Source organism: Mycobacterium sp. Marseille-P9652 (assembly GCF_902652685.1).
Taxonomy (GTDB): Bacteria; Actinomycetota; Actinomycetes; order Mycobacteriales; family Mycobacteriaceae; genus Mycobacterium.
Genome location: NZ_CACRUY010000027.1, coordinates 1 through 19,132 on the forward strand (window position 1 = coordinate 1; position 19,132 = coordinate 19,132).

At 69.2% G+C, this 19,132-nt stretch carries 22 protein-coding genes; 15 read left to right on the forward strand and 7 right to left on the reverse strand.

All coding sequences use genetic code 11. The features are described from left to right. Positions 1-903 (forward strand): PecA family PE domain-processing aspartic protease (locus GPY60_RS15240; RefSeq protein WP_231639672.1); only part of this gene is annotated, 903 nt, incomplete at its 5' end. Positions 904-923: 20 nt separating this feature from the next. Here GPY60_RS15240 and GPY60_RS15245 read toward each other — a convergent pair. Beyond that, the gene (locus GPY60_RS15245; RefSeq protein ID WP_156688513.1) at positions 924-1,679 is read right to left on the reverse strand and encodes a bestrophin-like domain; all 756 of its coding nucleotides are present in this window, start codon (positions 1,677-1,679) and stop codon (positions 924-926) included. Next, positions 1,676-2,242: a M23 family metallopeptidase gene (locus GPY60_RS15250; RefSeq protein WP_156688514.1), complete on the reverse strand. Its 567-nt coding sequence runs from the start codon at positions 2,240-2,242 to the stop codon at positions 1,676-1,678. The genes GPY60_RS15245 and GPY60_RS15250 overlap by 4 nt, the downstream gene beginning before the upstream one ends. A 262-nt stretch (positions 2,243-2,504) precedes the next feature. Here GPY60_RS15250 and rpsB point away from each other — a divergent pair, with 262 nt between their 5' ends. Genes rpsB through GPY60_RS15265 form a run of 3 tightly spaced genes read left to right on the forward strand, consistent with a single transcriptional unit; the run spans position 2,505 to position 5,614 of the window. After that, entirely contained in the window at positions 2,505-3,347 is an 843-nt protein-coding gene (gene rpsB, locus GPY60_RS15255; RefSeq protein ID WP_156688515.1) for a 30S ribosomal protein S2, read from the forward strand. A gap of 12 nt (positions 3,348-3,359) precedes the next feature. After that, positions 3,360-4,175 carry a translation elongation factor Ts gene (tsf, locus tag GPY60_RS15260; protein WP_156688516.1) on the forward strand — a complete coding sequence of 272 codons (816 nt, stop codon included), beginning with the start codon at positions 3,360-3,362 and terminating at the stop codon, positions 4,173-4,175. A gap of 32 nt (positions 4,176-4,207) precedes the next feature. Beyond that, positions 4,208-5,614, forward strand: a complete 1,407-nt coding sequence (locus tag GPY60_RS15265; protein WP_156688517.1) for an amidase — start codon at positions 4,208-4,210, stop codon at positions 5,612-5,614. A 1-nt stretch (position 5,615) separates the two neighbouring features. Here the strand turns inward: GPY60_RS15265 and GPY60_RS15270 are convergent, their stop codons facing one another. Then, a complete protein-coding gene (locus GPY60_RS15270; RefSeq protein ID WP_156688571.1) occupies positions 5,616-6,038 on the reverse strand; it encodes a MarR family winged helix-turn-helix transcriptional regulator in 423 nt (140 codons plus the stop codon). Between the two features lie 109 nt (positions 6,039-6,147). On the opposite strand from GPY60_RS15270, the gene GPY60_RS15275 reads away from it, so the two are divergent. Beyond that, entirely contained in the window at positions 6,148-6,561 is a 414-nt protein-coding gene (locus tag GPY60_RS15275) for a ChaB family protein (RefSeq protein ID WP_156688518.1), read from the forward strand. Between the two features lie 43 nt (positions 6,562-6,604). Beyond that, positions 6,605-6,931: a DUF2795 domain-containing protein gene (locus tag GPY60_RS15280; protein ID WP_156688519.1), complete on the forward strand. Its 327-nt coding sequence runs from the start codon at positions 6,605-6,607 to the stop codon at positions 6,929-6,931. Between the two features lie 41 nt (positions 6,932-6,972). Here GPY60_RS15280 and GPY60_RS15285 read toward each other — a convergent pair whose 3' ends face one another. Further along, positions 6,973-7,812, reverse strand: a complete 840-nt coding sequence (locus GPY60_RS15285) for an SDR family oxidoreductase (protein ID WP_156688520.1) — start codon at positions 7,810-7,812, stop codon at positions 6,973-6,975. Positions 7,813-8,095: 283 nt separating this feature from the next. Here GPY60_RS15285 and GPY60_RS15290 point away from each other — a divergent pair, with 283 nt between their 5' ends. Both GPY60_RS15290 and GPY60_RS15295 read left to right on the forward strand, forming a co-directional pair. Next, entirely contained in the window at positions 8,096-8,692 is a 597-nt protein-coding gene (locus GPY60_RS15290; protein WP_156688521.1) for an MPT63 family protein, read from the forward strand. A 97-nt stretch (positions 8,693-8,789) separates the two neighbouring features. Continuing rightward, entirely contained in the window at positions 8,790-9,725 is a 936-nt protein-coding gene (locus GPY60_RS15295; protein ID WP_156688522.1) for a lysophospholipid acyltransferase family protein, read from the forward strand. Between the two features lie 4 nt (positions 9,726-9,729). Here the strand turns inward: GPY60_RS15295 and GPY60_RS15300 are convergent, their stop codons facing one another. Beyond that, complete coding sequence (locus GPY60_RS15300; protein ID WP_231639673.1) at positions 9,730-10,467, reverse strand: winged helix-turn-helix domain-containing protein; 738 nt, start codon at positions 10,465-10,467, stop codon at positions 9,730-9,732. A 381-nt stretch (positions 10,468-10,848) separates the two neighbouring features. Next, complete coding sequence (gene mbp1 / locus GPY60_RS15305) at positions 10,849-11,085, reverse strand: microaggregate-binding protein 1 (RefSeq protein ID WP_156688524.1); 237 nt, start codon at positions 11,083-11,085, stop codon at positions 10,849-10,851. 286 nt (positions 11,086-11,371) lie between these two features. Between mbp1 and pyrH the strand changes: the two genes are divergently transcribed. From pyrH to rlmN, 4 genes are all read left to right on the forward strand, one after another. Then, positions 11,372-12,208 (forward strand): UMP kinase, encoded by an 837-nt coding sequence (gene pyrH, locus GPY60_RS15310; RefSeq protein WP_156688525.1) that lies wholly within the window; start codon positions 11,372-11,374, stop codon positions 12,206-12,208. 85 nt (positions 12,209-12,293) lie between these two features. After that, complete coding sequence (gene frr / locus GPY60_RS15315; protein ID WP_156688526.1) at positions 12,294-12,851, forward strand: ribosome recycling factor; 558 nt, start codon at positions 12,294-12,296, stop codon at positions 12,849-12,851. Between the two features lie 80 nt (positions 12,852-12,931). After that, positions 12,932-13,798 carry a phosphatidate cytidylyltransferase gene (locus tag GPY60_RS15320; protein ID WP_156688572.1) on the forward strand — a complete coding sequence of 289 codons (867 nt, stop codon included), beginning with the start codon at positions 12,932-12,934 and terminating at the stop codon, positions 13,796-13,798. 39 nt (positions 13,799-13,837) lie between these two features. Beyond that, a complete protein-coding gene (gene rlmN, locus GPY60_RS15325; RefSeq protein ID WP_156688527.1) occupies positions 13,838-14,932 on the forward strand; it encodes a 23S rRNA (adenine(2503)-C(2))-methyltransferase RlmN in 1,095 nt (364 codons plus the stop codon). A gap of 127 nt (positions 14,933-15,059) precedes the next feature. Here rlmN and GPY60_RS15330 read toward each other — a convergent pair whose 3' ends face one another. Continuing rightward, a complete protein-coding gene (locus GPY60_RS15330; protein ID WP_231639674.1) occupies positions 15,060-15,335 on the reverse strand; it encodes a DUF2631 domain-containing protein in 276 nt (91 codons plus the stop codon). A 127-nt stretch (positions 15,336-15,462) separates the two neighbouring features. On the opposite strand from GPY60_RS15330, the gene dxr reads away from it, so the two are divergent. From dxr to ispG, 3 genes are read left to right on the forward strand one after another with little or no spacing between them, the layout of a single operon-like run. After that, positions 15,463-16,695, forward strand: coding sequence for a 1-deoxy-D-xylulose-5-phosphate reductoisomerase (gene dxr / locus GPY60_RS15335; protein ID WP_197283687.1), 1,233 nt, complete (start codon positions 15,463-15,465; stop codon positions 16,693-16,695). Positions 16,696-16,702: 7 nt separating this feature from the next. Then, entirely contained in the window at positions 16,703-17,917 is a 1,215-nt protein-coding gene (locus GPY60_RS15340; RefSeq protein WP_156688530.1) for a M50 family metallopeptidase, read from the forward strand. A gap of 22 nt (positions 17,918-17,939) precedes the next feature. Then, positions 17,940-19,100: a flavodoxin-dependent (E)-4-hydroxy-3-methylbut-2-enyl-diphosphate synthase gene (gene ispG / locus GPY60_RS15345; RefSeq protein WP_156688531.1), complete on the forward strand. Its 1,161-nt coding sequence runs from the start codon at positions 17,940-17,942 to the stop codon at positions 19,098-19,100. Positions 19,101-19,132: the final 32 nt, after the last annotated feature.

The window sequence follows — 19,132 nt, forward strand, 5'->3', positions numbered from 1 at the left end:
GGCCGCGGCGTGTGGCTGAGGGGCACCGCGGGGGCCGGCGGCACCGCAACTCCCTTGCCGCCCAACGAGATTCTCGTGCAGGTCGATCCCGAGGGCCGCCCGCTCGTCAACGTTTCCGTCGGCGGCGGACCGACCGCGTCCGTGCTGTTCGATACCGGATCCACCGGACTTCTGCTCACACCCCAAGACGTTGATGTCGCGAAGCTCGGCCCGGTCACCGGGCCTCCGGGTCACGTCGACTACGAAATCAACAGCGATTCGTTCAAGACGGTCTACTACAACACCTACACAGCGCCGGTGGATCTCGGCAACGGCATCGTCACCGCGCCGATCACCGTGGCCGTCGCCACGTCCGCGACAGAGACGATCAATGGGGGTACGCCAACGCCCCTCTCGCTCGACTCCTTCCCCAGCGTGATGGGAGTCGGGCCGAACGACGGGCATCCGTTCTCCGATCCTGTGACCGCGGCGTTGCCGGGCACCCTCAGCCAGGGGGAGCTCATCAACGAACCGGCGGGTGTGGTGGAGTTCGGTCCCAACCCGCTGACCCCTGTCGCGTCGCTGCCCGGGGCGCCGCACACCGCCGACCTGCAGGTCCAGCTCGGGACCGGGCCACTGCAGACGGTGAGCGACACGATGGTCGACTCCGGGGGCAAAACCGGATCCATCCCGGCGTCCCTCGTGCCCGGCTTTGCGCAAGGCACGACGCTACCGGCGGGGACGACGTTCACGGTCTACACCAGCACCGGTCACGAGCTGTACACCGAGACGGTCACCGCGCCCTACACCCCGGTGGTCGCGTCGAACGGCAACCCGTTCAACACCGGGAACTACCCGTTCACGCTGGGACCGATCTACATCTCCAACAGCCCCGCAGGCGGGGAGACGATCTTTGACTTCTGACCGGGTCGCACGTTCGGCCGTCAGGTGGAGCGGTCGATCACGTCGAACACCAGGAGTGCGTGCTGAAGGGATCCCGAGGTGATCTCGCCGCCGGAGGGATGGTCGAGCGTGAAGACGATCCACAGCAGCAGGCCGAGCAGAATCGCGACCATGCTGGTCAGAGCCCCGTGGGCGGCCGTATTACCGATGCGCAGCAACGCGGTCAGAGTGATGAGGACGAGGGCGCCGGCGCCCAGGCCGGCCCACAGCGGCGGCGGTATGCGGGGCTGGGTCCGCATGTGGCGCATGGTGCGGTGTGATGCGAGCTCCGTCAGCTCGCTGAGGAAAGCCCCGTTGATGGGGTTCGAGGCCGCGCTCGGCGGCTGATCTCCGACCACGCGGTAGATCTGGACGAGCGTGGGACGGCGGGAGGCGCCGGGCTGCCGCTCCCAGTCGGCACCCTCATCGGCCGTGTATGTGCGGAGCAGAGCCCTCAGTTGTGCCCGCTCCGGCTCGGGCATGGCCGTCGTCTGCCGGTACAGCGTTGTCAGTGACGTCGCTTCGGATACGACGACCGCCTGAGCCGCGGAAAATTCCTGCCAGGAAACGACGACGGTAAAGCCGAGCAGAGCGCCGTAAACGAGCCCGGTGACCGACAGGTACGGCGAAATCTTCGAGTTGTGTTCCGGGCTGATCCCCGGCATGAGGCGGTCGGCCAGCGACACCCAGGTCAGCGAAAGGGCTATCGCGACGGCGGCGACCGAGAACAGGAGGAGCCAAGGATTCAATCCGCTCATGGATGTCCTCGTGGTGCGCGCGCGTCGGCCGGTGCTGGCAGCCTAACTTCCGTCCCGGCCGGTCGCTCGGTTGCGGCGAGCGGCTTGAGCCGGATCGGCGTCGATTTCAGCAGCCCCAGCGGGTCCACGTAATGGGCCCCGGACGCCGGACCCCACATCGCGCCCCAGTGCAGGCATGCCGCGGCCGGGCAGCCGGCGTGGCCGGGCAGCAACGACCCGATCGCCGTCTCGGCGGTGACGACCTGACCGACCCGCACGGAGGCGCGCACCGGCTCGTAGCTGGTGCGCAGCCCGCCGGGGTGGGCCAGCGAGACGACGGGCCGTCCCGCGAGCAGTCCCGCGAACACCACGGTCGCGTCGCCGGCGGCGTATACCGGCTGGCCGGGATGCCCCGGCAGGTCAACCCCCCGATGACCGGGGTGCCAGTCGGGCGTGGGAGCGTCGAACCCGCGGCTGACGGCCGGGGGAGGCCGCAAGGGCCAGTCCAGCCGGACGTCGTCGGCCCCCGCGGGCACCGCGCCGACCAGCAGCGCGCCGAGTACCAGCCCCGCCAGCCGTCGCATGCGGTCAGTTCAGTGCCGCGCCGATGGTGCCACCAGTCGCCGGCCGCCAGTGCTGTGGAAAAAGCACCCGCCGAACCGGTGTAAACTGCTGGTCGCAGCTCGCTTGCGGGCTGACTTCGCGCGTCTGCACCGCGACTCCCGCAGTCCAGGAACTCGCATCGCATGCCGGGCGGTCCCCTAACAGGGTCCGGCATCGCAGCAGACGCCAGGGCGTGGCGTCACCCGACGCCGGGCATAAAACCGACACAAGTGAGGCACAACCATGGCCGTCGTGACCATGAAGCAGCTGCTCGACAGCGGCACCCACTTCGGGCACCAGACCCGTCGCTGGAATCCCAAGATGAAGCGGTTCATCTTCACCGACCGCAACGGCATCTACATCATCGACCTGCAGCAGACGCTGACCTTCATCGACAAGGCGTACGAGTTCGTCAAGGAGACCGTCGCGCACGGGGGCACCGTGCTGTTCGTCGGCACCAAGAAGCAGGCGCAGGAGTCGGTCGCCGCGGAGGCGACCCGCGTCGGCATGCCCTATGTGAACCAGCGCTGGCTGGGCGGCATGCTCACCAACTTCTCCACCGTGCACAAGCGGCTGCAGCGCCTCAAGGAGCTCGAGGCGATGGAGCAGACCGGCGGCTTCGAGGGTCGCACCAAGAAGGAGATCCTCGGGCTGACCCGCGAGAAGAACAAGCTGGAGCGCAGCCTCGGCGGTATCCGGGACATGAACAAGGTGCCGTCGGCCGTCTGGGTCGTCGACACCAACAAGGAGCACATCGCCGTCGGCGAGGCCCGCAAGCTGGGCATCCCGGTGATCGCGATCCTCGACACCAACTGCGACCCCGACGAGGTCGACTACCCGATCCCGGGTAACGACGACGCGATCCGCTCGGCCGCCCTGCTGACCAAGGTGATCGCCTCCGCCGTCGCCGAGGGCCTGCAGGCCCGCGCCGGCCTGGGCCGCGGCGACGGCAAGCCCGAGGCCGAGTCCGCCGAGCCGCTCGCCGAGTGGGAGCAGGAGCTGCTCGCTTCGGCGACCGCCACCGCAGCCCCGGCCGGCAACGAAGCCGCCGCGGGCGCACCCGAACCAACCACTGAAACCTCATAGGAGGGCTGAGCATTGGCGAACTTCACCGCTGCCGACGTCAAGCGGCTTCGGGAACTCACCGGCGCCGGCATGCTCGACTGCAAGAACGCGCTGGCCGACAGCGACGGTGACTTCGACAAGGCGGTCGAGGCGCTGCGCATCAAGGGCGCCAAGGACGTCGGCAAGCGCGCCGAGCGCGCCACGGCCGAGGGCCTCGTCGCCGCCAAGGGCGGGGCGCTCATCGAGCTGAACTCTGAGACCGACTTCGTCGCCAAGAACGCCGAGTTCCAGGCCCTGGCCGACCAGGTCGTCGATGCCGCGCTGAACGCGAAGGCCACCGACGTCGAGTCCCTGAAACAAGCCAAGGTCGGCGACAAGACCGTCGAGCAGGCGATCGCCGACCTGTCGGCCAAGATCGGCGAGAAGCTCGAACTGCGGCGCGTGCAGTACTTCGACGGCAACGTCGAGGCCTACCTGCACAAGCGCGCCGCCGATTTGCCGCCGGCCGTCGGCGTGCTCGTCGAGTTCACGGGTGAAGACAAGGACGCGGCCCACACCGTCGCGCTGCAGATCGCCGCGCTCAAGGCGCGCTTCCTGTCCCGCGACGACGTCCCAGAGGACGTGGTGGCCAGCGAGCGCCGCATCGCCGAGGAGACCGCCAAGTCGGAGGGCAAGCCGGAGCAGGCGCTGCCCAAGATCGTCGAGGGCCGCCTGAACGGCTTCTTCAAGGACTCGGTGCTGCTCGAGCAGCCGTCGGTGTCCGACAGCAAGAAGACCGTCAAGTCCCTGCTCGACGAGGCGGGTGTGACGGTGACGCGGTTCGTCCGGTTCGAGGTGGGCCAGGCTTAACCGGCCCGACGGGCCGGGTTAGCGTCATCGCCATGCAACACGTGCACGCGTTCGGTGACGACGCCCTCGGTGAGCTGGACGCCGTCGGGCTGGCGGAAGCCCTCCGGACCGGCGCGGTCAGCCGCACGGAGGTGACCGAGGCCGCCATCGCCCGCACGGAGGCCGTCGACCCGATCCTGAACGGCCTGGCGTACGCGGCCTTCCGGCAGGCCCGGGAAGCCGCCGAGGGGAACGCGGTTGCGCAGGGCTACTTCGCCGGCGTGCCGACGTTCCTCAAGGACAACGTCGACATCGCCGGCCAGCCGACGATGCACGGCACCGACGCCTGGACGCCGTGGAACGCCACCAGCGACAGCGAGTTCACCCGGCTGTACCTGACGACCGGGCTGGCGCCGGTGGGCAAGACGCAGCTCTCGGAGTTCGGGTTCAGCGCATCGGCCGAACACCCGCGCCTGGGGCCGGTCCGCAACCCGTGGAACACCGACTTCAGCGCGGGCGCGTCGTCGTCGGGGTCGGGCGCGTTCGTCGCGGCCGGCGTGGTGCCGATCGCGCACGCCAACGACGGCGGCGGCTCGATCCGCATCCCGGCGGCGTGCAACGGGCTCGTCGGCCTGAAGCCCTCGCGCGGGCGCCTGCCGCTGGACCCGCACCTGCGGCGCATGCCCGTCGGGATCGTCGCCAACGGCGTGCTCACCCGCTCGGTGCGCGACACCGCGGCGTTCTACCGTGAGGCCGAGCGCACCTTCCGCAATCCCAAGCTGGCGCCGGTGGGAGACGTGACGGGCCCGGGCAGGCAGCGGCTGCGGATCGCCGTGCTGACCCGGTCGGTGCAACGCGACTGCAGCCCGCAGGTGCGGGAGCTGACGCTCAAGTCGGCCGCCCTCCTCGAGGAACTCGGCCACCGCGTCGAGCACATCGACGAGCCGCCCGTGCCGGCGAGCTTCGTCGACGACTTCGTGCTGTATTGGGGCTTTCTGGCGCTGGCGCAGGTGAGAACCGGGCGGCGGTTGTTCGGCGAGACGTTCGACCGCACGCGGCTGGACAGCCTGACGCTGGGCCTGGAACGGAACACGGCCCGCAACATGCACCGCCTGCCGCTGGCCATCCTGCGCCTGCGCCGGATCCGGCGGCGCACCGCGCGATTCTTCGGCACCTACGACGTCGTGCTGACCCCCACCCTCGCCGACCAGACGCCCCGCATCGGCCACCTGGCCCCGACCGACTACCACCAAGTCATCGAGAGGCTGATCGACTGGGTCTCGTTCACCCCGCTGCAGAACGTCACCGGCGAGCCGGCGATCTCGCTGCCCCTGGGCCAGTCCGCCGACGGCATGCCCGTGGGCATGATGTTCTCGGCGGATCTGGGGCAGGAAGCCCTGCTGCTGGAACTGGCCTACGAGCTGGAAGAGGCCCGTCCCTGGGCCCGCATCCAGGCCTGAATCATCCGTCGGAGCCCAGCTTTTCGAGTGTGCGCTTGAACTCGCGCTGCTGCGCCGGCGTGAGCTTGCCGAGAATGCGGTTGTCGGCTTCGCGCACGGCACCCTCCGCGCGCTTCAGCAACGTGCGCCCCGCAGTGGTCAGCGTGGCGGGCAGCGCCCGGCCCGACGACACCGACTCCGGTCGGGTCACCGCCCCGATCTCCTCGAGGCGGCGCAGGACCGTGTTCATCGCCTGCGGGGTGACGTTGGTGTGCCGCGACAGCTCGGCGCTGGACAGGCCCGGCGACATCGAAAGGATGCGCAGGCAGACGAATTCGGGCAGCGTCAGGCCGACGGGACCCAGCACCGCGGCGACCTCGGGTCGCAGGACGGCCGCCACCCGGTAGAGAAGGAATCCCAGCGGGGCGTCTTCGGCCTGACCCATGTCAGTCATATTTACATACCTCGGGCGCGGTGACGGGCGAACGGTGATTGCCTGGCGTGTGGCGGGGTAACCGACTGCCAACGAAACCAGCGGCCGACAAGGAGTTGTGATGCCGAAGACGACGAAAGGCGGCAAGCCGAAGAAGGACGAGTTGCCGAGCACCCTGCAGCGCTCCAACGCCAAAGCGCAACGCACGTTCGCGAAGACCCACGACTCCGCGGCCGAGGAGTACGGCGACGAGGAGCGTGCCCACCGAGTGGCCTACTCCGCCCTCAAGCACAGCTTCGAGAAGGTCGGTGACCACTGGGAGCCCAAGGAGAAGAAGGGGCCGTCGGACGAACGGGCAAAGAGCGGGGGACCCAAGGCCTCGGGGAAGACGGCGGAGGGCGTCGATGCCAACGCCAGCAAGAAGCACCTGCTCGACGTCGCGCGCCGCCTCGAGGTGCGCGGAAGGTCGACAATGAGCAAGGAGCAGTTGGTCGACGCGATCAAGAAGGAGAACCGTCGGGTCCGCGGGCGCTGACCCGACTCGTTTGGGGCGCCGATCGGGGGGCATCCCGACGGCCATGGTTGCATCAACTACCCCTGACCGACTCCGGCGGTGCCTCGACGCGGTCGACTTCCCGGCCAGCAAGGAGGACCTGCTCGACGCCGCGGACCGCAGCGGCTGTGACCTCGAGACCATCCGGGCGTTGCGGGCGATCCCGCCAGAGACCTACGCCAATGTCTCCCAGGTCATGTCGTCGGTGACGCTCGCCGACGGAGGCGTCGGCGACGCCGACAAGGCCGCGGCGCGCCGTTCGCACACCAAGCCCGGGCTGGCCGAGAACGCGAAGGACATCGGACCGCCGAGCGCGATCGTCGAGGAGCTGGGCGAGAACCGCGGCTCCTGAAGCCTATTCAGCCGCAGCGTGATTCACACCGGTGACCGGCCCTAGAGAATGGGCCGGCCCCCGGTGACCGCGACCCGCGCCCCCGAGATGTAACTCGCGTCGTCGGAGGCCAGCAGCACGTAGACCGGTGCCAGCTCGACGGGCTGGCCCGCGCGCCCCAGTGGGGTGTTCTCCCCGAAGGACTCCACGCTGTCGGGCGGCATGGTCGACGGGATCAGCGGCGTCCATATCGGACCCGGAGCCACACTGTTGACGCGAATTCCCTTCTCGCCCAACAACTGCGCCAGGCTGGCCGAGAAGTTGGCGATCGCCGCCTTGGTCGCCGCGTACGGGGCCAGCGTCGGATTGGGGCTGTCGGAGTTCACCGACGAACTGCCGATGATCGACGATCCCGGCTTCATGTGCGGCACCGCGGCTTTGGCGAGGTGAAAATACGCACCCACGTTGAGGCGGAAGGTGTAGTCCCACTCCTCGTCGCTGATCTCGTCGAGGCTGTGGCGCATCATCTGAAATGCCGCGTTGTTGACGAGGATGTCGACGCCGCCCAGCTCCTGTACCGCGCGGTCGACGACCGCGCGGCAGTGTGCCGGATCCGACAGGTCCCCGGGCACCAGAACGCATTTGCGCCCCGCGCCCTCGACATGGCGGGCCACGTCGCGCGCGTCGTCGTCCTCGTTGAGGTAGGAGATCAGGACATCGGCGCCTTCGCGCGCGAAGGCGATGGCGACCGCGCGCCCGATGCCGCTGTCGCCGCCGGTGATGATCGCCCGCTTGCCGGTGAGTTTTCCCGATCCCTGGTAAGAGTTTTCGCCGCAATCGGGAATCGGGTCCATCTCTGATTGCCGACCCGGAACCTCTTGTTGCTGTGCCGCAAAGCCCATTGCTGAGTTCCTCTTTCTGTTCAAGCGTGGGGTGAACGAGCGCTGTGAATGTCGCTTCGTGCCGGCCGCAGAGCGCCGTCATGCGGCTACCCGCCCGCGCAATGGCCAATCAACCGCGGTGTGGGAATTGTTACCGATGTGAAAGATGTGGCGCGAAAGGCCGTGTGCGGCAAATAAACGCGAACCATTTCCGTGTTTACGCCTTCGGACGAATGGCTATGCGACCTGGGTGCGCTTATCCCCCTTCGGGAAGAGCGAATGTTCGACACGGAAGGAACAAGCAATGAAGTTCAGCACGACCGCGAAGACTGCTGTCGCCGCCGCGGGCATCGCGGCCGCGACGATGTTCACCCCGGCGATGGCCTCCGCCGCGCCGGCGCCCAACATCCAGGGCTTCGGCGCCAGCGAGCAGCTCATCGACGGGCCGATGGTCACCGACTACACGGTGAGCAACCTGCAGCCGAGCAACGTCACAATCCCCGGCTACACGCCCAAGGGCACGCTCTACCAGGCGGACGTCACCGCCCGGTCGGACGGCGGGATCGTGACGCCGATGGTGAACAACTTCATCGCGCGCGGGCCGAACGGCCAGAACTACCGCGTGATCGACAAGGTGCAGGTCCCCAACGGCCTCAACCCGGCGCCGATCCCGCCGGGTAACCAGTCGACAGGCACCCTGTACTTCGACGTGACCGGCGCGGCGCCCAACGGCGTCGTCTACAACGACGGCCTGCAGGACATCCTGATCTGGACGTCGAACATGCCGGGCGGCACCGGTGCCCCGAACTCGACCCCGGGCGCCCCGAACACGAACCCGGGTGCTCCGAACTCGAGCCCGGCCCCGGGTGCGCCGCCCAGCCCGGCGCCGCAGCAGAGCTAAGTTCTCCTGCAAATACTCCCCGCGTCACGCGAAGTGGCGCGGGGAGTTTTGCGTCGAAGGGGAATGCAGTGCGGGCGAATCGGGTACCCGCCCCGTCATGAGTTGCGAAGATCACAGGCCGGACGACGTGAGACAGCAGGCACAGGAACACGCCGAGCAGGCGCGGGCCACCATGGACGAGAAGCGCAGCAAGGCGCGGGGCGGCGTGAGCGGGTGGGTTGCCGAGCGGGCCGGCGAATGGGATCTCAGCGGCGTCGACGAGTCGGCCCTGCAGCGCCAGAAGTATTTCTGGAACTTCCTCGTGGACTACTGGTTCCGCATGGAGATCGACGGCTGGGACAACATCCCCGAACCGCCGGTGCTGTTGGTCGGCATCCATTCCGGTGCCCCGTTCGTCTGGGACGCGTGGACCGTCGGCCTGCAGTGGTGGCGGCACTTCGGCCCGCGGCGCCAACTGCACGGGACGGCCCACGACGCCCTCATGGCGATTCCGGGCATCGGCCGCTACTTCCGGGCGATGGGAGTGCTTCCGGCCGCGCCCGACGCGATCGCCACGGCCCTGGCCGAGGGATGCGACGTCGCGCTGTGGCCGGGCGGCGAAGTGGACTCGCTGCGCCCGTGGACCGAACGTGACCGTGCCATCCTGGCGGGACGAAAAGGCTTCGTAAAAATGGCGATTCGCGCCGGCGTGCCCATCGTCCCGATCTCGACCGTCGGCGGCGCCGACGCGATGCCCGTGCTGATCCGCGGCGACAAGCTTTCGAGGGCCCTGCAGCTCGACCGCCTCTTGCGCCTGAAGGTCTTCCCGCTGGCGGTCTCGCTTCCGTGGGGCATCGCGCCCGCGGCGCTGCCGCAGCTGCCGCTGCCCGCCAAGATCAGGACCCGGTTCATGCCCGCCGTCGAACTCGACCACGATCCGGCGCGCGCCGACGACGACGCCTACGTCGACCGCAAATACAACGAGGTGCAGGACGCCATCCAGGCGGGAATGGACGCGCTGGCGCGCAAGCGCGCGTTCCCGCTCTTCGGCTGACGGGCTACGGAGACACCGAATCGGCGGCGGCCGCTGCCGATGTCCAGACCGGTGTCACGGTCGCGTTGCCGACGATCCACTCGGGGTGCGGCGGTGTAGGCGCCATGTACCCGACGCCGCGGACGGTATCGATCATCGACTCGTGTTCGGCGCCCAGCTTGGCGCGCAGGCGCCGCACGTGGACGTCGACGGTCCGCACGCGGCCGTTGCAGTCATAGCCCCACACCTCATGCATCAGCCGGGTGCGGGTGAACGCTCGACCCGCGTGCTGCACAAGGAAATTCAGCAACTTGAACTCGGTGAGCGTCAGTCCCAGGTCCCTGCCGTCGAGCGATGCGGAGAAGCTGGCCGGGCGCAGCACGAGTGGGCCGAACTTCAACGCGCCGTCGAGTGCGCTGCGGCGCCGCGTGATCGCCATCCGCAGGCGCGCCTGCAACTCGTCCGCGCCGACGGCCGGCAGAATCACGTCGTCGAAGTGCCCGTCGACGCCGACCGCCATGAAGTCGGACGGGGCCACCACGGCCACCACGGCCACCGCGGGGCTGCTCGCGGTCAGTTCGCGGCACGCGTTGCGCGCGGTGGCGGGGTCGTTGCGTGCATCGATGATGGCGACGTCGGCGATGCGGTGATGGCCGTCGCCGTCGTGCGAAAGCGGCGCGCGCCGCGTCGTCTGCGCCAACGATGCGAGAGCGGGCAGGGCAGAGTCGAAGTCGTCCTCGTCGGTGAGGAGTAGAACGTCCACCGCATCTCCAAGCTGACGTGGGCCTGTCGTGACCCCCGACCGTAGGCACCCCCGAGAGATGCCTGCCAGCGCAGCGGTGGATACCCGATTAAGAGTAAAACTATGCAATCGCCGACGGGGCCGAACCGGTAAACGGACCGGTGGCTCGCAAATCGACGGGGCCGGACCGGCAAACGTATGGGCCCGGTCCGTATCCGGACCGGCCGCGCGGAAATAGGTGGGGCCGGTCCGTATCCGGACCGGCCGCGCGGAAATAGGTGGGGCCGGTCCGTATCCGGACCGGCCGCGCAGAAATAGATGGGGCCGGTCCGTATCCGGACCGGCCGCGCAGAAATAGATGGGGCCGGTCCGTATCCGGACCGGCCCCATGCCATCCCCAAGTTACTGGTGGGACTTCTGGCGCTCCTCGGCCGCCTCGGCGCCGCCGCGCGCGGCCTCCGCCTCGGCTTCCTTCTTCGCCGCGTCGCGCTGAGCCTCGGCCTTGTCCTGCTGCGCCTGGCCCTCACGCTGGAGGTCGTCGCGGCCGGCCACGGTGCCGATGGCTTCCTTGGCCTTGCCCTTGGCATCCTCGACGATGCCCTTCACGGCCTCAGCGGGTCCCGACTTGTCGTCCGCCATGGATTCGTTCCTCTCGGTGGCGTCCCGCGTTGAGCAGTGCTGCCCAACGCCGGCCGATCTGATGATCGGCCCGGTCACACGGCGAGATGGGCCCTTGTTCTCAAGGCCTTGGTAACTCACCGCGATGGTGCGGATTCCCCACGCTCGGAGCCGCTCAAACATGTGCGGGCCACGGCCCTGCGGATAATGCCCCCCGCCGACGCGTCTTTGTGCTGCGATGAGGCAGGATGTGAAATGCCGTTCCGGATGAGGCCGCCCGGGATGGCACTCTCATGCGAGGAGTCTGATGACGGAGTCCACAGAGTCCAGGGAATCCGGAGTCGCCGGCCCAGCGGCGGCGCAGCCGGAGCCGACCAGCCATGGCACGCCCGAGTTTTCGGCGGAGAACGGGCTGGCGTCGGGCCACCCGGCGGGCCGGCCGAAGTATTCCAGGGTGCTGCTGAAGCTGGGCGGCGAGATGTTCGGCGGAGGCCAGGTGGGCCTGGACCCGGATGTCGTGGCGCGGGTGGCGCGTCAGATCGCCGAGGTGGTCCGCGACGGCGTCCAGGTCGCCGTGGTCATCGGCGGTGGCAACTTCTTCCGCGGCGCGCAGCTACAGCAGCGCGGGATGGAACGCACCCGCTCGGACTACATGGGCATGCTCGGCACGGTGATGAACAGCCTGGCGCTGCAGGACTTCCTCGAGAAGGAAGGCATCGTCACCCGCGTGCAGACCGCGATAACGATGGGCCAGGTGGCCGAGCCCTACCTCCCGCTGCGGGCGGTCCGCCACCTCGAGAAGGGGCGGGTGGTGATCTTCGGGGCCGGCATGGGGTTGCCGTACTTCTCCACCGACACCACCGCCGCGCAGCGGGCGCTCGAGATCGGCGCCGAGGTGGTCCTCATGGCCAAAGCGGTCGACGGCGTCTTCTCCGAGGATCCACGGCTGAACCCCGAGGCCGAACTCATCGCCGCGATCACCCACCGCGAGGTCATCGACCGCGGCTTGCGAGTGGCCGATGCGACCGCCTTCAGCCTCTGCATGGACAATGGCATGCCGATCCTGGTGTTCAACCTGCTGACGAATGGCAACATCGCCCGTGCCGTCGCCGGTGAGAAGATCGGGACGCTGGTCACCACCTGAGGGGAAGACGCATGACCCGCGCCTGCGACTATGCAGAGCAGGGATGTGGGGCTACCACCCGCTTGCGGGGGAGAGGAGCGGCGCAATGATCGACGAGGCTCTCTTTGACGCCGAGGAGAAAATGGAGAAGGCCGTCGCCGTGGCCCGCGACGACTTGTCGACCATCCGCACCGGTCGCGCCAACCCGGGCATGTTCTCGCGGATCACAATCGACTATTACGGCACCAACACCCCCATCACGCAGCTGGCGAGCATCAACGTGCCCGAGGCGCGGCTGGTGGTCATCAAGCCGTACGAGGCCGGACAGCTCGGGGCGATCGAGACGGCGATCCGCAACTCCGACCTGGGAGTGAACCCCACCAACGACGGGACGCTGATCCGCGTGGCCGTGCCGCAACTCACCGAGGAACGGCGCCGCGAGCTGGTCAAGCAGGCCAAGGGCAAGGGCGAGGACGCCAAGGTCTCGGTGCGCAACATCCGCCGCAAGGCGATGGAGGAGCTGCACCGCATCCGCAAGGACGGCGAGGCGGGCGAGGACGAGGTCGGCCGCGCCGAGAAGGACCTCGACAAGACCACCCACCAATACGTCACGCAGATCGACGAGCTGGTCAAACACAAAGAGGGCGAGCTGCTGGAGGTCTAGCGACCGTCCAGCAGCGAAACGCGTCGAAGTCCGTGGCAACCACCGGTACCCCGCCCGACGAGCCGGCGCGCTCGGCCCCGATGCCGGCGCAGCCGCCCAAGAAGACCTCCCGCGCGGGGCGCGACCTGCCCGCCGCCATCGCCGTGGGCGTCAGCATCGGCGCCGTGCTGATCGTGACGCTCGTCTTCGCGCCCCGCTACTGGGTCGCGATCGTCGCGGTGGGCGTCGCCGTGGCCAGCCACGAGGTGGTGCGCCGGCTGCGCGAGGCCGGGTACGTCATCCCGCTCGTCCCGTTGCTCATCGGCGGCCAGTTCACGATCTGGCTGACCTGGCCGTTCCATGCCGCGGGCGCGCTCGCCGGCTACGGCGGGACCGTCGTGGTCTGCAACTTCTGGCGCCTGTTCATGCAGGACAACAGCAAGCTCCCCGAGCCGTTCGTCGGGTCGCCGTCGGCGAACTACCTGCGCGACGCCTCGGCCACGGTCTTCCTCGCGGCGTGGGTTCCGTTGTTCGCGTCGTTCGGCGCCCTGTTGGTGTATCCGCACGACGGCGCGGGGCGGGTGTTCTGCCTGATGGTCACCGTCGTTGCCTCCGACGTGGGCGGTTACACCGTGGGGGTGCTGGTGGGCAAGCATCCGATGGTGCCGGCGATCAGCCCCAAGAAGTCCTGGGAGGGATTCGCCGGGTCGATGATCTTCGGTACCACGGCGGCGATCCTGACCGCCACCCTGCTGGCCCACAAGCCGGTGTGGGTGGGCGCGCTGCTAGGCGTCGTCTTGGTGCTCACCTGCACGCTGGGCGACCTGGTGGAGTCGCAGGTCAAGCGCGACCTGGGCATCAAGGACATGGGCCGCCTTTTGCCCGGCCACGGCGGGCTGATGGACCGGCTCGACGGGGTGCTGCCGTCGGCGGTCGCCGCCTGGATCGTCCTCACGCTCGTCTCCTGACGGCTCGTCCGAAGAGAAAGCGGCGATACTGGACCTGTCATGGTCCAGCAACTGGTCTTCACCGAACCCCGCCCCGGCCGGCCCCCGCGCCACCTCGCCGACCTCGACGCCGAGGGACGCGCGTCGGCCGTCACCGAACTGGGCCTGCCGGCGTTTCGCGCCAAGCAACTCGCGCACCAGTACTACGGCAGGCTGATCGCCGACCCGCACGAGATGACGGATCTCCCCGCGGCGGTCCGTGATCGGGTGGCCGAGGCGATATTCCCGACGCTGCTCACCGCGGTCTCCGAGGTGACCTGCGACGCCGGCGAGACCCGAAAGACGTTGTGGCGGGCCGCCGATGGCGCCACCGTCGAGTCGGTGCTCATGCGGTACCCGCAGCGCAACACGGTGTGCATCTCGTCGCAGGCGGGCTGCGGCATGGCCTGTCCGTTCTGCGCGACGGGACAGGGCGGGCTGACCCGCAACCTGTCCACCGCCGAGATCGTCGAGCAGGTCCGCGCCGGCGCCGCGGCCCTGCGCGACGACTTCGGTGACCGACTGTCCAACGTCGTCTTCATGGGCATGGGGGAGCCGCTGGCCAACTATGCCCGGGTGCTGGCGGCCGTGCGGCGCATCACCGAGCCGCCGCCGCACGGTTTCGGCATCTCGGCGCGCTCGGTGACGGTGTCGACCGTGGGCCTGGTGCCCGCGATCCGCAGGCTCGCCGACGAACGCCTCGCGGTGACCCTGGCGTTGTCGCTGCACGCGCCCGACGACGAACTGCGCGACACGCTGGTCCCGGTCAACACCCGGTGGAAGGTCGACGAGGCGCTCGACGCGGCCCGGTACTACGCCGACGTCACGGGTCGGCGGGTCTCGGTCGAATACGCGCTGATCCGCGACGTCAACGACCAGGCGTGGCGCGCCGACCTGCTGGGGGAGCGGCTGCATCGGGCGCTCGGACCGCTGGTGCACGTGAACCTCATCCCGCTCAACCCGACGCCGGGCAGCCAGTGGGACGCCAGCCCGAAGGCGGTCGAGCGGGAGTTCGTCCGGCGCGTCCGGGCCAAGGGGGTGTCGTGCACGGTGCGGGACACGCGCGGCCGCGAGATCAGCGCCGCCTGCGGCCAGCTGGCCGCCGAAGGCGGGTAGCACCTGCGCCGAGCGTGTAACTGTTGCGAGTTTCGGCGCGTTTTTTCGCAATGGCTGCACGCTCGGCGATCCGCCCGCGCTGGCCGCTTGTACCCAACGGCGCGGCGCGCCGGTGCGCTACAGCGAGCTACCTGAGCCAGCCGCGGCGGCGGCCCCACAGGTCGCGGCCCACGACGAAGAGCACGAGCGCGGCGAAGCCGATCAGGAACCAGTCCTCGATGTGCCCGACGTGGTTCCCGCGCAGCATGGCCAGCAGGAACACGAAGATGACGAGCCCGGTGATGTGCCAAGTGCGGTAGTTGATCCGGCTCCAACCCCACGCCCCGGACGGCACCTCGGCCACGTCGACGCCATTGACGTACCCGGAGACGTCCCCGGTGCGCTGCACCTCGGTACCGGCCACGGAGAGCCCCTTTCGGATCGTTCGGCCTGTCACCGGAGATTCTGGCATATGCGCACGGCGGTCGGCGGGCCAGCGTGGCTCGGGTCGCTCCGTGGCCCGCGGCGTCGCCGGGCGGCACAATGAATGGGTGACCAACCCGACGGCTCAACCGGATGCCGGCGCCCGCCTGCGCGTGCTGGTGCTGGGCAGCACCGGCTCGATCGGCACCCAGGCGCTGGAGGTCATCGCCGCCAACCCGGATCGCTTCGAGGTGGTCGGGCTGGCCGCCGGCGGCGCCAACCCGGACGTGCTGTCGCGCCAGCGCGCCGAGACCGGGGTGACGAACGTCGCCGTCACGGACGAGCGCGCCGCGCAGCAACTCGGCGACGTCCCGTTCAGCGGCCCGGACGCCGTCACCCGGCTGGTCGAGGAGACCGACTGCGACGTGGTGCTCAACGCGCTGGTCGGGGCGCTGGGCCTGCGGCCCACGCTGGCCGCGCTGGCCTCGGGGGCCCGGCTGGCGCTGGCGAACAAGGAGTCGCTGATCGCCGGGGGTCCGCTGGTGCTGCGGGCGGCGCGCCCCGGCCAGATCGTCCCCGTCGACTCCGAGCATTCCGCGCTCGCCCAGTGCCTGCGCGGCGGCGCGCCCGACGAGGTCGCCAAGCTGGTGCTGACGGCCTCTGGCGGCCCCTTCCGCGGCTGGACCGCCGACCAGCTCGAGACCGTCACCCCCGAGCAGGCCGGCGCCCACCCCACCTGGTCGATGGGCCCGATGAACACGCTCAACTCGGCTTCGCTGGTCAACAAGGGCCTCGAGCTCATCGAGACGCACCTGCTCTTCGGCATCCCGTACGACCGCATCGAGGTCGTCGTGCACCCGCAGTCGATCGTGCACTCGATGGTCACCTTCGTCGACGGCTCGACGATCGCGCAGGCCAGCCCGCCGGACATGAAGCTGCCCATCTCGCTGGCGCTGGGATGGCCGCGGCGGGTGCCGCGGGCGTCGGCGGCGTGCGACTTCACCAGCGCGTCCAGCTGGGACTTCGAGCCACTGAACAGCGACGTCTTTCCCGCGGTCGAGCTGGCGCGGTACGCCGGCGAGACCGGCGGTTGCATGACCGCCGTCTACAACGCGGCCAACGAGGAAGCCGCCGCGGCGTTCCTCGAGGGGCGGATCCGGTTCCCGGCGATCGTCAAAACCATCGCCGACGTGCTGCATGCCGCCGACCAATGGGCCGAATTACCCGCTAACGTGGATGAGGTACTGGACGCGCAGCGTTGGGCAAGGGAGCGGGCGCAGCGTGCCGTCGCGGCGGCGAGCCCCACCGGAGTTCCCGCAGCGTCCGAGAAGGTCGCCGGCATGGTTTTGGAAAGGTCGTAAGCGCCCCATGATGTTCGTCATCGGCATTGTGCTGTTCGCGCTCGCCATCCTGGTCTCGGTGGCGCTGCACGAGTGCGGCCACATGTGGGTCGCCCGCGCCACCGGCATGAAGGTGCGGCGTTACTTCGTCGGCTTCGGCCCCACGCTGTGGTCCACGCGGCGCGGCGAGACCGAGTACGGCGTCAAGGCCGTGCCGCTGGGCGGCTTCTGTGACATCGCCGGGATGACGTCGGTGGAGGAGCTGGCGCCCGACGAGCACGACCGCGCGATGTACAAGCAGGCGGCCTGGAAACGGGTGGCCGTGCTGTTCGCCGGCCCCGGCATGAACTTCGTCATCTGCCTGGCCCTGATCTACGGCATCGCCCTGGTCTGGGGGTTGCCCAACCTGCACCCCGACACGCGCGCCGTCGTCGGCGAAACCGCCTGCGTCGCACCGGAAACCGCGCCGGGCAAGGTCGCCGACTGCACGGGCCCCGGGCCCGCCGCGCTGGCCGGAATCCGCGCCGGCGACGTCGTGGTGAAGGTCGGCGACACCAACGTGTCCACGTTCGAGGACATGGCCGACGCCGTGCGCAAGGTGCACGGCACCGTCCCGGTGGTCGTCGAGCGCAACGGCACCCCGATCACCGCCTACGTCGACGTCACGTCGACGCAGCGCTATTTGACCAAGGGGCGGGGCGCCAAGCCCGAGCCCGCCATGGTCGGTGCGATGGGCGTCGGCGCCCAGCGCAACCCGCCCACGCACTACAACGTGCTCACCGCCGTGCCGGCCACGTTCGCGTTCGCCGGGCAGCTGACCGTCGAGGTGGGCAAGGCGCTGGTCACCATCCCGACCAAGGTCGGCGCGTTGGTGCACGCGATCGGCGGCGGCCAGCGCGACCCGGGCACGCCCATGAGCGTCGTCGGCGCCAGCATCATCGGCGGCGACACCGTCGACCATGGCCTGTGGGTGGCGTTCTGGTTCTTCCTGGCGCAGCTGAACCTGATCCTCGGCGCGATCAACCTGGTGCCGCTGCTGCCCTTCGACGGCGGCCACATCGCGATCGCGGTGTTCGAGAAGATCCGCAACACGATCCGCTCGGCGCGCGGCAAGGTCGCGGCCGCACCGGTCAACTACCTCAAGCTCATGCCCGCGACCTACGTCGTGCTGGTCTTCGTCGTCGGCTACATGCTGCTGACCGTCACCGCCGACCTGGTCAACCCCATCAGGCTCTTCCAGTGACGCAACCAAAGGAACGACGACAGTGACAATTGGCCTGGGCATGCCGGACGCCCCGGCGCCCACTCTCGCCCCGCGGCGCAAGACGCGCCAGCTGATGGTGCGCGACGTCGGGGTCGGCAGCGACCATCCGATCTCGGTGCAGTCCATGTGCACCACCAAGACTCATGACGTGAACTCGACGCTGCAGCAGATCGCCGAGCTGACCACCGCGGGATGCGACATCGTCCGGGTGGCCTGCCCCCGGCAGGAGGACGCCGACGCCCTCGCCACGATCGCCAAGAAGAGCCAGATTCCGGTGATCGCCGACATCCACTTCCAGCCGAAGTACATCTTCGCGGCCATCGACGCCGGGTGCGCCGCGGTGCGGGTGAACCCCGGCAACATCAAGGAGTTCGACGGACGGGTCGGGGAGGTCGCCAAGGCCGCCGCGGCCGCCGGCATCCCGATCCGCATCGGTGTCAACGCCGGCTCGCTGGACAAGCGGTTCATGGAGAAGTACGGCAAGGCGACGCCCGAGGCGCTGGTCGAGTCGGCGCTGTGGGAGGCCTCGCTGTTCGAGGAGCACGGCTTCGGCAACATCAAGATCAGCGTCAAGCACAACGACCCCGTCGTGATGGTCGCCGCCTACGAGATGCTGGCGGCCAAGTGCGACTACCCCCTGCACCTCGGCGTCACCGAGGCGGGCCCGGCGTTCCAGGGCACCATCAAGTCCGCCGTCGCTTTCGGCGCGCTGCTGTCGAAGGGCATCGGCGACACCATCCGGGTGTCGCTGTCGGCGCCGCCGGTCGAGGAGGTCAAGGTCGGCATCCAGATCCTGGAGTCGCTCAACCTGCGTCCGCGCGGGCTGGAGATCGTGTCGTGCCCCTCGTGCGGTCGCGCGCAGGTCGACGTCTACACGCTGGCCAACGAGGTCACCGCCGGTCTGGACGGCCTCGACGTGCCGCTGCGTGTCGCGGTGATGGGCTGCGTCGTCAACGGCCCGGGCGAGGCGCGGGAGGCCGACCTCGGCGTCGCGTCGGGAAATGGCAAGGGGCAGATCTTCGTTCGCGGCGAGGTGATCAAGACGGTCCCCGAATCGCAGATCGTCGAGACCCTCATCGAGGAGGCCATGCGGCTTGCCGGCGAAATGGGCGGCGATAGTGGATCAGAAACGAGCGGTTCGCCGATTGTGACCGTAAGCTGATAGGGCCAGCGCCCGTTCGCTGGTGATCCGTT